Genomic DNA, 12212 nt, shown 5'->3' on the forward strand with positions numbered 1-12212 from the left:
GGACTGTCCCGACGTCCTGATCGCGGACTTAAGACCACCGAGTGCGTGACGTCCGTGTTGACTCGTACTGCCGGGTGCGCTGGATCGCCAGTCTCGCACGGTCTGACGGCAGGTCTCCATGATGGTTACAGTAGGCCATGTGAACCAAAGTATAAGTTACTCGTTACTCAGAATCTACAGTGGTAGAACCGGCAAATGCCGATTTTCGACCGTTCAGAGAATCCAATAAAAATGTCACACACACGCTAAGGATAAGAGGTACCTTCATGACGTAGGCGCACAGAGTTAGTGAGTTAGTGAGGGTACGTGCCGTCGTAAACGGTACCTACAGCAAAGGAGACCAGACATGTCAAAACCCTATGGCAAGCCCAACCGCGTCGTCATCGCCCTTGGCGGCAACGCCCTTGGCAATACCCCAGAGGAGCAGATCAGGCGTGTGCGCGAGGCGGCGCCTACTCTGCTTCGGGTTATCGAGCAGGGCAACGAGATCATCATCACCCACGGCAACGGGCCGCAGGTCGGTATGATCCAGAAGGCGTTCACCTTCGCGAACCAGACCGATCCCAAGATCCCCACGATGGACCTGCCCGAGTGTGGCGCCATGAGCCAAGGCTACATTGGGTACCACCTGCAGCAGGCCATCGGCGCAGCCATGCACAAGGAGTACAAGCGCTGGCACGTCGCGACCGTCGTCACCCAGATCGAGGTGGATCCCGATGACCCCGCGTTCCAGAATCCCACCAAGCCCATCGGCGCCTTTCTCACCAAAGAACAGGCAGACGCCGAGATGGCCGCGCATCCTGACATGACCTTCGTCGAGGACTCCAGTCGGGGTTGGAGACGTGTCGTCGCCTCTCCCGACCCCAAGAAGATAGTCGAGTACGAGAGTATCCTGAACCTCCTTGATAACGAGTTCATCGTCATCGCCTGCGGTGGGGGCGGCATCCCCGTGGTGCGCGACTATGGGGACAAGGGGGCCTACAAGGGCGTCGCCGCCGTCATCGACAAGGACATGGGCGGCGAGCTGCTCGCCGAGGACTGCCACGCCGACACGCTCGTCTTGCTGACCGCCGTCGACCACGTTGCCATCAACTTTGGCAAGCCCGACCAGAAGGAGCTCGAGGACCTCTCCGTCGGGGAGGCGAGGGCCTACCTCGAGGAGGGACAGTTTGGCAAGGGCTCCATGGAACCAAAGGTCAGGGCGGCCATCAGGTTTGCCGAGAGCCGCCCTGGCCGCACCTGCGTCATCGGGTCGCTCGAGAGGGCGGCAGAGGCCATGGCCGGTCTTTCCGGCACGCGTATCCACGCGTAGGAGACCGGCACTACCCGAGTCCGGCGCTGCCCGAGCCCGGCCCTGTCTGCTGGGACGCGCGCTGCCGGATTGGGCGCGCTCCATTCGTCTGCGGGTGCGAGGCGGTACATGAGGGATGGGTGGCAGGCGGTTCGTGTCTCGGTGCCATGCAGAGGAAGGACGTTACGAGTGCCAATGTCACAGGCGGGGCTGCGGGCCTGGGCCCCTGCTGACCGGTGGCGAGTGGCGACAAATTGCGGTGGCTGCCGGCATACATAGCGCGACTGGACGCCCGGTCGATGCTGCGCGGGTATGCCCGGGAGCGGACTGCGTGCCACGCGCCCCCGCAATAATGGGGTTTGCCACATACGCCGGGCATGACACGCCTGTTTGTACAGCTGGACCGAGACCGTGCGTCACCCCCGCCCGCGCCTCAGTCTCAGTAGCAGGCACGCGCCCAGCGCCACCGCCAGGGCCGCGCCGATCGCCAGGGTCGTCGGCAGGTCGGCGGACGGCGCGGCTGTGCGTACATCGCTGCCCCCTTCTGTCCCCATCTCCACCCCAGTGTGCATGCGCTCAGCGCTGCTAGCCTGGCGTTCGGCGTCGCCCCCCTTCATGTTGGGATCCGGGTTCTTGAGCAGGACGCCGCCGTCGATGCCGGCCCCGATCGCGTACTGGAACGAGATGGCCGTTGCGCCCTCCTCGTACTCGACCGACCCCTTGACGATGAGCGGGGAGCTGTACCCCTCTATGCCGGGGTCGCTGCTCGCGAGCCTGTCCAGCACGGCCTTGACGGCAGCGGCCTGGTCGGGGAGGGGCTTCGCGTCGAACCCCTCGCCCTGCATGACGTCGGATATCGCCTGGTCGACGGTCGCCATGAGGCCGAGCTCGGCGTCGGTGAAGGGGGCGACGACGTAGAGCGCGACGGGCTCGCTCGCGAGGGACTGGGAGCCGATCGTGATGGTGCCGGTTATCTCGATGCCGCCCAGGTCCTCCCTTGAGCAGTCGACCGTGTAGAGGGCGGAGTAGACGCCGTCGCCGGCGATGTCGTCGCCATGGGCGCCGAGGTTGCCGTCGTCGTACATTGGGAGGGTCTCTCCGCTTCCCGCGACGCTCGCGACGGCATGGTCGACGGCGAGGGTGGACTGCAGGCGGAGCGTCGTCTGCTGGTCGGGCCCGACCTCGAACTCCGTCCTGGTCGCCGAGAGGATGGCGATGTCGCCCTCGGAGATGCCAGAGCTTGGGGGTCGGCTGTAGTCGTCGGCCCGCGCGACGCGAGCCCGGCCGACCGCGAGCCCGGCCGCCGCCATCAGGGTGATTGAAAGCGCGATTGCCAGCGTCCGTCCGATGCGCTTCATGTGAGGGTCCCTTCTCTTCGGAGCCGTCCCGCTTTGTGTGGACATATAACCTACATGCAAAGAGGAGAAATTCATTTGATTCTGCCCCTTACGTGGAAGTACGCTTGCTAGCTAATGCTGACGGAATCAATCAACGTCGCGGAGTCGTAAATCGTATCACCACGGTCATGCGTCGTAAACGTAAGCGTCACAATCTGCCTCCTAAGAGAGGAGATATGTCTCATGGAACACTCCTTCCCTCGGGGCGCCGCTCTTCCACCCATACGGATATACAGCTAAATTATAAGTATATAATATATCCGCTTGTTTTTTGTGTCAAGAATGAAAATGAGAACGGTACTCTAGACGGCATCTTGGCAAGCCCGACCATAGGGAGCTCGAGGACCTCTCCGATGAGGAGGCGAGGGCCTACCTCGAGGAGGGACGGTTTGGCAAGGGCTCCATGGAGCCAAAGGCGAGGGTGGCCATCAAGTTTGCCGAGAGCCGCCCTGGCCGCACCTGCGTCATCGGGTCGCTCAAGAGGACGGCAGAGGCCATGGCTGGTCTTTCCGGCACGCGCATCCACGCGTAGGGCTGTGCTGGCGACGCAGGTGGTGTCGAGGCAGTTTCGCCGGTGATCGCTGGCCCCGCTGGCAGGCCGGGCAACGCTGGGCAACCGTCCGCCCGGCAGGGGATGTGGGGGGCAACCGTCCGCCCGCCAGGAGGCGCGGGGCAACCGCCCGGCCGGGAGGCGCGGGACAACAGCTCGTCCGCCGGGAAACCGCCCGCCACGCTGCGGGGCACTATGAAAAATGCCTCAACTGGGCAAACATGCTCGAGCAACCGCCCGCCAGCCTGCGGGGCGGTTGCTCCGGGCTCCACCGGGCCGCGCCGACTCCCACCAGCCTCCCGACGTCTCCCAGCCTGCGGGGAGCCTTTGCTTCGTTTGGTAGCAGCGCCCTACTCGTGCACCCCGCAGCGTGCATAGAGCTCCCGCACGCCTTCGGTCAGCGCAGCGCAAAACGCGGGGCGCGCGATCGTGCGCTCAAACTGGTCGATGGGCAGGAACCGACGCATCTGCTTGGCGAACTCGTTCCCCTCGACGATGGTGGCCAAATCACCCACCAGGCGAGGAGCCTCCTTTACGAAGATCTCCGACTCCCTGTAGTCGGCCTCCTTGCGCTTGCGCAGCGCGCATGCCTCATCGAGGTCGATTCCCGGTTGGCGCACGAGCCAGTGCAAGTCCCAAATATCGCGGTAGCGAGGGAGCTTCGAGCAGGCGAGCGCCTCCAGCTTGTCCGCCATGATCTCCTCGAGGCTCTCCGCGAAGAGGACGACGTCCTCGTAGCTCGCAGGGAGTCCCTCGTAGTTGAGTCGCAGCATACGGGGGTGCTTCGTGTGCGCGGGGATGGCGGCTACCTCAACGGATACCTTTTGGGAAGCGATGTCCGGACGGGCCGGGGTCGTGTCTACGCGGATGCGCCACCTTTTTACGAGGGATGCCGACGTGTCCGGCTCCCTCACGTCTACGGTGACCAGGTAGCGCCTGGGCAGTGCGTGCTCGATGCAGGTCTTGAGCATATCTAGGTCGGCAGCGTCGAAATCGAAGCCACCCGCAAAGTCGAGGTCCTCACTGTAGCGCGACGCGCCGTAGCAGAGGCGCAGGCATGTGCCGCCTTGGAACACGAGGCCTCCCAGAAGGCCGTCCTCCTCCATGGCACGCAGAATCTCGTAGTGCAGAAGCTCCTTCTCGATAACCGGCGCCATGGTCTGTCGACCATTTGTACGTGCGAGCTGGGCGGCATAGGCGTTGAAGTCAATCTTGGGCATGCAGCTCCCCTTCATCAACGAGGTCGAGGTTACGTCGAACTGAACAGAGGTTCTTGTAGGCGAGCCGCTTGGAGGCCAGCGGTAGCGCGTGCCCCTCGCGCCCGACGAGTTCGGGCACGATGGCTTCGGTGGGTTGCTTCGTATGGGTAAACTCGATGACGCCTTGGGGCGTATGGTACTCGCCACTCCGCCCGGTGGTCATGAGGGTGAGCCGGTCGACGGGGATCTGCGAGATTACGCCATAAAGAGACAGGGCGCTTTCGAGGCTCTCGTAGGTGAGCTCTCCGCGCCGGAGGTTGCGGGCGATGTGCTCGATGGTGGCGGGACCCGTGTTCCTGCTGTGCGCAAACAGGTACACGCCGTGTGCAGGCCGCTCGAGCACGCCCGCCTTCACGAGACGCGCAAGCGTTTGGTCGAGCGTGCGGCCCGACTCGTCCAGCACGATAGCGAGATCGCACTTGCGGAACACGTAGCGCCCGCGAATGTCCCAGTTTTGCAGTATGTTGAGCGTGTCTCGTAGTTTCATGTCTCTAATGGTACACGAGAATATATTGAAACGAAAGTATTTTCGTGTACCGAAAAGAGAAAGATCGCTCGTTACGTTCAACCGACTCGAAGTCGCTCCTCCTTGGTAAGGAAGCTGCCTCTCGCCAGCATAGGAATTTCAACCGGCCCGCCCGTTCGGTTCGGTTAGGCAACGCTGGGCAACCGCCCGGCCGGGAGGCGCGGGACAACAGCTCGTCCGCCGGGAAACCGCCCGCCACGCTGCGGGGCACTATGAAAAATGCCTCAACTGGGCAAACGTGCTCGAGCAACCGCCCGCCAGCCTGCGGGGCGGTTGCTCTGGGCCGCGTCGACTCCCACCAGCCCCCGATGTCTCTCAGCCTGCGGGGTGGTTGCTCCGGGCCGCGCCAGCCTCCCGCTTCCCCGCCAGCTTCCCGTCGGCTTCCCTAACTCGCCCAGAAGGCGCGCTGGAGCTCCTCTCGCCTCGAGCACCCGCACTTTTTCATGATGTTGTGTACGTGTGCCTTGATGGTCCCCTCGGCAAGATAGAGCGTGCCTGCCACCTCGTGATTGGTCCGCCCCTCCATGACGAGGCCAAGCACCTCGCGCTCGCGCCTCGAGAGGCCATGGTGCGCCGCGAAGGTGAGTATGCGGCTCTCGATGTGCCCTCGCAGGTCGCGTCCCTTGTCGTCCATCGGCTGGCTTGCGGGCGGCTCAAGATAGCGTAGGCTCAGGTCCCTGATTGCCTCCCTGCAGACGTACCAGGCTAGGTAGACCATGAGGGCATTCTCGCTGAAGTTCCTCGTAGAGAGGAATAGCCCCGCAAAACTACCGCTTGCGTCTGGGACAGGCGCAAGCAGGATCACATAGACGTCTTCAAGCAGGATGCAGCAGGTCAGGGCAAGAATGGTGACAAACAGCTGTTTGTGTTGGACCATTCTCTGGCGAAACGCCGTATCGCTGCTGCTGCGATAGAGGTGGAAGCCATAGAGTAAACAGCCGATAAGAAAGGCTTGTCTCATGCTGTAGTACAGCCATTGTCGCAGTGGGCCATAGGGAAGGGCAGCCAGAACGACGGCCTGTGCGGCCATGACAAGCGCAGTGGGCAAGACGATGGCGCGCACACCATGGATGTCCACCATGTCGAGTGCGGTCGCCCAGAAGCAGGCCAGGATCGCCGCGCCCATGGGGATGGCGACCCACGGGTTGCCGATGGCGTAGTAGTTACTCTCGTCGATGGTGATGACGTGCTGCGCCATCCACTCTGCGCCAAAGATCCAAGAAAGCTCCAGTGCGTAGAAGACGAAGAAGAGAGAACGCAAGATGTAACGCCTGCTGTGGGAGACGAGAAATGCCGCCCCACAGACCGAGAGCGCCATGATGCATATGACGAGAAGTGCCGTCGTATAGATGAAGAAGAACAGGATCACGCTCATTGACCTCCCCTCTGCTTGACCTTGCGATGTTCTGTTGCCGTAGGGCATGGATGGGGGGCTTGATGCGAGCAGCCCCAGCTCCTTGCCATGTAAAACGCCTCCCTGACTACGATTGAGCTTAGGGTCATGGGTTGACGGGTGCGATCACCTCGCGAAGCGAACGGTATGAAAATGCCCGCGAACGGCATGGGCACGTAGGACCCCAAAAGCCTCCAAAATGGCACGCATGCGTGACGCAGCCCGAAGAGCAGGACAAACCCACGGTTTACGCAAGTTTAGATGCCCGAACCGCTAAACCATCCCGTATAAACTCGCACATTACCCACGGTCGGGACATGATGGGGGCACGCGCCGGGGTCAGGCAATAGGCAATGGAGCGACGCGCGAGGAGCGACGCGCCAGAGCGGCGGATGTAGTGGATGTGCGGCGGGGCAGATCAGGTGTCTGTGTCAACACGAGAAAGGAAGCAACATGGCAATGCCCAAAGACTTCATCGACAGCAACGACTTCACCAAGGAGCAGATACTCGCCATCGAGGATCTTGGCCTTGCCATGAAGAAGGCCATCAAGCATGACGGCTTCTACCCCCATCTGCTTCGCAACAAGTCGCTCGGCATGATCTTCCAGCAGGTCTCTACCCGCACGCGCATCTCCTTCGAGACCGCTATGACCGATCTCGGCGGTCACGCCCAGTTCTTTGGCCCCGGCACCATCCAGCTCGGCGGACATGAGTCTCTGGGCGATACCGCCCGTGTCATGGGGTCGCTCCTCGACATCCTGATGGCGCGCGTCAACCGTCACGCCGACGTCCGTGGCCTTGCCGCAGGCTCGGCCGCGCCCGTTATCAACGGCATGTCAGAGTTCAACCATCCGACCCAGGAGATGGGCGATCTCATGACCATGCTCGAGCACCTTCCTGCGGGCAAGCGCGTGGAGGACTGCACGCTCGCCTTCATCGGTGACGCCACCCAGGTCTGCGTCTCCTTGATGTTCATCTGCTCGAAGATCGGCATGCGCTTCGTGCAGTATGGACCCAAGGGTCACCAGATCACAGACGGTGGCCTCCAGGTGGATGACAAGGTGGACCTTCTGGCCATAGGCAAGGCCAACTGCGAGGAGTCGGGAGGGACCATCGTCATCTCCGACGATATCGAGAGCATCAGGGGCGCCGACTTCGTCTATACCGACGTGTGGTACGGCTTGTACGACCAGGAGGAGGGCGGGGAGTCCTATATGGACGTCTTCTATCCCACCTACCAGGTCACCATGGACATGATGAGCCTCGCTGGCCCCACCTCAAAGTTCATGCACTGCCTTCCCGCCACCCGCGGCGAGGAGGTCACAGACGAGGTCATGGACGATCCCGTGCGCTCGCTCTGCTGGGTCGAGGCCGAGAATCGCAAGCACTCCATCCGCGCACTGCTCGCCGCCCTTGGAGATCGCACACCCTTGGCGGACGAGAACATAAGCTATTCCGCGAAACGCGAGCTACACGACGCGCTCAGAAAGATCGACGAGCTTCAGGCATAAGAGGCCGCGCGACCTCGCCGATGGCAAAACAAGACGCCATCCGGGTCACGCGTCCTCATCGGCATACCATCCAACAACGTAGGAGGTCATTTGTATGCGTACCATCCATGAGTCAGAGTCAAGTCCTCGGGCCGACGGCTTTCGCATGCCGGCCGAGTTCGAGCCGCAGAGGCGTATCTGGATGGGCTGGCCCCACCGCACCGACACCTGGTCGTTTGGCGCCAAGCCCGCGCAGAGGCAGTATGCCGACATCGCCCGTGCCATCTCGGAGTTCACCCCCGTTGTCATGTGCGTCAACCAGGCGGACTACGCCAATGCCAAGGCTGTCTTCGAGCAGGACGAGAGCGTCACCGTCCTCGAGATGACCACCGATGACGCCTGGTTTCGTGATACCGGCGCCACGTACGTGATCAACGATGCGGGTGAAGTTCGCGCCAATCACTGGCACTTCAACGCCTATGGTGGCTTCTACGACGGCCTGTACTTCCCCTGGGACAAGGACGAGCAGATCGCCCTCAAGATGGCCGAGTTCTCGGGCGTTCGTCGCTACCGTCCCGATAGCCTCATCCTTGAGGGCGGCTCCATCACCGTAGACGGGGAGGGGACCTGTGTCGTCACTGATATGTGTCTACTCTCTCCAGGCAGGAACGCCAGCGTGAGCGACCTCGAGCCGTGGTCCGAGGAGCTTCGCAGATATATGGATGAACAGCTTGCCAAGTACCTGAACGTCGAGAAGATCATCTGGGTCAAGGATGGCATCGATCCCGACGAGACCAACGGGCATATCGATGACGTGGCGACCTTCATCGCGCCCGGTGTCATGGCCTGCATCTGGACTGACGATCCCGACTACCCCTTCTATAGGGAGTGTCATGCCGCCTTCGAGACCCTTTCGGGTGCGACTGACGCCAAGGGACGCAAGCTTAAGGTATACAAGCTCCCGATGCCTGTCAAGCCGCTCTACATGACCCAAGAGGCCTGCGACACCATTGACGTCGACGAGAACGCTGAGCCTCGTGTGCCCGATGAGCCGCTGATCGCCTCCTACATGAACTACCTCGTGACCAACAAGGGCATCATCACGCCTCAGTACGGCGACGAGAATGACGCCTTGGCCATAGAGACCCTCCGGAGGATATACGACGAGACGTGGGGAGAGGGTAGCTACACGGTCGTTGGCGTCAAGTCAGACCAGGTCGTCTATGGCGGCGGGAACATCCACTGCATCACGCAGCAGGAGCCTGCGCCCCAGGTTGGCTAACCCGGCTCCATACGATGGGGGCGCCCCTGAGGAGGGCGCCTCCGCACCGCTTGAAAGGACAACCATGGCTGGTACAAAGAGATTCAGCCTGCTTGACGCTATTCTGAATATGATCTGCGTCGTATTCGTGGCAGAGGCCGCAGCGCCTGCAGCGGCGATCGGAAACTCGCAGTACTTCTGGTGGCTCATGCTCATCATCACGTTCCTTTTGCCCTACGGTATGATCGTCTCGGAGCTCGGGTCTACCTACCCCGACGATGAGGGCGGCGTGTACGATTGGGTGAAGCGCGCCTTTGGCAAGCGGGTTGCGGGCTTTGTCGCGTGGTCCTATTGGGTGAACTTTCCCCTGTGGATGGCGTCTCTCGCGCTGGTGTTTCCGGACACCATAGGGACGCTGATGGGCATCCAGCTCGGGAGCGTCCCATCGCTCGCCATAGAGCTTGCGTTCATCTGGACCGTCGTCTTCGTGAGCTTCTCGAAGGCGTCTGACGCGGCATGGCTCGTGAACGTGGGGGCCGTCCTGAAGGTTGGCATCGCAATCGTCCTTGGAGTGCTCGGCTTCATGTACATGAGCCAGCATGGCAACGCGAACGCGGGAGATATCAGCACCTACCTCCCCAACCTCGCAGACACGAGCTCGCTCACGTACCTCTCTATCATCCTGTTCAACTTCATGGGCTTTGAGGTGCTCGCCACCTACACCGACGAGATGGACGAGCCGCAGCGACAGATCCCGCAGGCCATTGTCTATGCCGGTGCCGCCATCGCGGTCGTGTATTTGGTCTCGGCCTTCGGCATCGGTGTCGCCATTCCCGTCGCCGACCTTACCGTTGACTCCGGTATCTCCGACGCGCTGTCCGTGATGGTCGGTACGGCGTCGCCGATCTTTGTCGTCGTGAGCGTCGTGTTTCTGCTCACGCTGATTGGCAATATGGTGTCCTGGTCTCTTGGCGTCAACACTGTTGCCGCAAAGTCCGCCGAGGACCATAACCTTCCTGGCTTCATGGGCCACAAGGATCCCAAGACCGGCATGCCCAACGGCGCCTCTCTGACCAACGGAGTCGTCGCCTCGATACTCTGTGCCGTCTCCGTCTTCACGGGTTTCGACTTCTGGGTGCTCTTTGCCGCTCAGATCGTCTTTCTGCTCCTTGCCTACGTACCCATGTTTCCGGCGTTTTTGAGCCTGCGCGCATCTGACCCTGACACCAGGCGCCCCTTCAAGGTGCCTGGTAAGGGCGCGGTGCTCAAGGTCATCACGTATCTGCCCGTTGCCCTGCTCATCCTCTCGGTGATCGCCACCTGCGTGCCGCTGAGTGGCGAGGAGGTGGCGGACAAGCTTCCGATCTTGGCCCTGACCATCGTCTTGCTCGCTGCTGGCGTTTCCCTCATGGTTGTCTTGAACAGGCAAGACCCAAGGCCTGGGGATATTGTCGAGTAGTCTCTGCGGGTGGGCGAGGGATAGTCTCTTGCCCGCCCGGCGCAACCTGCGGGAGGCGCAGGAGGCGCCGGGCAGGCCGGGAGGTGCGGGCAACCGCCCGGGAGGCGCTGAGCAACCGCCCGGTCGGCAGGGAGATGCGGGAGGCGCGGGACAACAGCTCGTCCGCCGGGAAACCGCCCGCCACGCTGCGGGGCACTATGAAAAATGCCTCAACTGGGCAAACGTGCTCGAGCAACCGCCCGCCAGCCTGCGGGGCGGTTGCTCCGTGCCGCGTCGACTCCCACCAGCCCCCCGATGTCTCTCAGCCTGCGGGGCGGTTGCGTCGACCTCTTACCAACGCTTGCGCAAAGCGCCGAAGTAGGCGTAGAGTCTCTGTGAGCGCAAAGGATGGAAGTCGTGATAATCGTCCGGTCATCTGGCCCCACGGCCTTCGGGGGAATGCGGAGGATCGACGCGGGTGGGGATGTGACGGGCATATGGGGAGCGTGAGGCTAGCGCGATGCGAGCACCTGGGGATACCGTGGCGAGGACGGGAGCAGCTCAGACTGACGGGGCGTTCCAGCTTGGGAAACCCGAGCTCGTCTGCCGCTGGCGGCTTGCTGGTGCCCGTCTGCCCCTGGAGAACCGACACCTTCGCGCCCTCGGGCGTCGCCACGTCAACAGCGGAGAGATGGACAAGGCGCTCGTCGCCTGGGCCAAGCAGCACATCGAGTGGACGCTTGCAGACGGCGGTGCCCTGCACCCAGACGGCGTGCTGATGCTCATCGTCGACGAGAGTGGGCGTGCGGCCATGACGGTGGGACCCCATAAGTCCTTGGCCTGCCGTTCGACGTCCGCGCTCATTGCGCGTGCGAGGGAGTCCTGGTATGAGGGTCTTGTGACGGGAGTCTCGCCCGAAAGCGTCTGGATCGTGAGCGAGGGCACCCTCGTCTGGGGGATTCCTGAGGACTCGGCACCTTCGGGGGCGACGTCGCTTGTTGAGGATCTGGCACGGACCTTAGGCATTCCTGTCGAGAGAAGCAAGAGCCTCCTCGATGACCTTGACAACGGAGAGTTGGGCTACGACGAGTTCTTCCTCGTCTCTGACGAGCACGGTATCGTGAAGGCTGCGGACGCGCCGGGAAGCGAGGGGGAGCGCTTCCAGAGGAGCTACGAGAGGCTGCTTGACCAGGTCCGTCGGGGCCGCCTGCGTTAGGGAGACACAGAACAAATCCGCCCAACCAGTCGAGAAACCGTCCTGTCCGTAAAGAGACTCTCTCCGCGAAGGGCCGTCTCCGGGTAAGGATAAGGCCCATGTCACACCCCGGCCGGGGTATCTTGACGTTAGCGCAACGGCTGCGGGTTCGGAGTCCGTCCCGGCCAGCACCGCCACTCAGCCTTGAATATTCCGCCCCGAACGTTCACCACCGAGTGGCAGTGTGAGACGCACCACCCGGTACGCTCACCGCCGAGTGGCAGTGTGAAGTACACTGCCACTCGCCCCCGAGCGTACCGGACGCACTGCCACTCGCCCCCGATCGTACCGATACGGTACGCTCGATGCCGTCTGGCAGTGAGGACTACACTGCCACTCGCCCCTGAGCGT

9 protein-coding genes and 1 pseudogene are annotated in these 12212 nt (G+C 62.3%); 6 read left to right on the plus strand and 4 right to left on the minus strand.

Annotation, left to right across the window (positions count from 1 at the left end):
• The first annotated feature begins 346 nt into the window (after window positions 1–346).
• Window positions 347–1312, plus strand: a complete 966-nt coding sequence (gene arcC / locus ADJ70_RS13385; RefSeq protein WP_050342205.1) for a carbamate kinase — start codon at window positions 347–349, stop codon at window positions 1310–1312.
• A 395-nt stretch (window positions 1313–1707) separates the two neighbouring features.
• On the opposite strand, the gene ADJ70_RS13390 is transcribed toward arcC, so the two are convergent.
• Entirely contained in the window at window positions 1708–2649 is a 942-nt protein-coding gene (locus ADJ70_RS13390; protein WP_050342207.1) for a hypothetical protein, read from the minus strand.
• A 349-nt stretch (window positions 2650–2998) separates the two neighbouring features.
• On the opposite strand from ADJ70_RS13390, the pseudogene ADJ70_RS14825 reads away from it, so the two are divergent.
• Window positions 2999–3220 (plus strand): annotated as a pseudogene (locus tag ADJ70_RS14825) (carbamate kinase); the annotation flags it as partial.
• 368 nt (window positions 3221–3588) lie between these two features.
• Here the strand turns inward: ADJ70_RS14825 and ADJ70_RS13395 are convergent.
• The 3 genes from ADJ70_RS13395 to ADJ70_RS13405 all read right to left on the minus strand — a co-directional run bounded on the left by ADJ70_RS13395 (window position 3589) and on the right by ADJ70_RS13405 (window position 6398).
• Complete coding sequence (locus ADJ70_RS13395) at window positions 3589–4458, minus strand: nucleotidyl transferase AbiEii/AbiGii toxin family protein (protein WP_050342208.1); 870 nt, start codon at window positions 4456–4458, stop codon at window positions 3589–3591.
• On the minus strand, window positions 4445–4984 hold the full coding sequence (abiEi, locus tag ADJ70_RS13400; RefSeq protein WP_050342210.1) for a type IV toxin-antitoxin system AbiEi family antitoxin: 540 nt from the start codon (window positions 4982–4984) through the stop codon (window positions 4445–4447). Before abiEi ends, ADJ70_RS13395 begins: the two co-directional genes overlap by 14 nt.
• Before the next feature lie 424 nt (window positions 4985–5408).
• Window positions 5409–6398: a helix-turn-helix transcriptional regulator gene (locus ADJ70_RS13405; protein ID WP_253273202.1), complete on the minus strand. Its 990-nt coding sequence runs from the start codon at window positions 6396–6398 to the stop codon at window positions 5409–5411.
• A 471-nt stretch (window positions 6399–6869) separates the two neighbouring features.
• On the opposite strand from ADJ70_RS13405, the gene ptcA reads away from it, so the two are divergent.
• The 4 genes from ptcA (at window position 6870) to ADJ70_RS13425 (ending at window position 11822) form a co-directional block, all read left to right on the plus strand.
• A complete protein-coding gene (ptcA, locus tag ADJ70_RS13410; protein ID WP_050342211.1) occupies window positions 6870–7928 on the plus strand; it encodes a putrescine carbamoyltransferase in 1059 nt (352 codons plus the stop codon).
• Between the two features lie 94 nt (window positions 7929–8022).
• Window positions 8023–9189 (plus strand): agmatine deiminase, encoded by a 1167-nt coding sequence (aguA, locus tag ADJ70_RS13415; protein ID WP_050342213.1) that lies wholly within the window; start codon window positions 8023–8025, stop codon window positions 9187–9189.
• A gap of 64 nt (window positions 9190–9253) precedes the next feature.
• Window positions 9254–10627: an APC family permease gene (locus ADJ70_RS13420; protein ID WP_050342215.1), complete on the plus strand. Its 1374-nt coding sequence runs from the start codon at window positions 9254–9256 to the stop codon at window positions 10625–10627.
• A 520-nt stretch (window positions 10628–11147) separates the two neighbouring features.
• Window positions 11148–11822 carry a hypothetical protein gene (locus tag ADJ70_RS13425; RefSeq protein WP_253273203.1) on the plus strand — a complete coding sequence of 225 codons (675 nt, stop codon included), beginning with the start codon at window positions 11148–11150 and terminating at the stop codon, window positions 11820–11822.
• Window positions 11823–12212 lie beyond the last annotated feature (390 nt).

Source organism: Olsenella sp. oral taxon 807, assembly GCF_001189515.2.
In the GTDB taxonomy this organism is placed as follows: Bacteria; Actinomycetota; Coriobacteriia; order Coriobacteriales; family Atopobiaceae; genus Olsenella_F.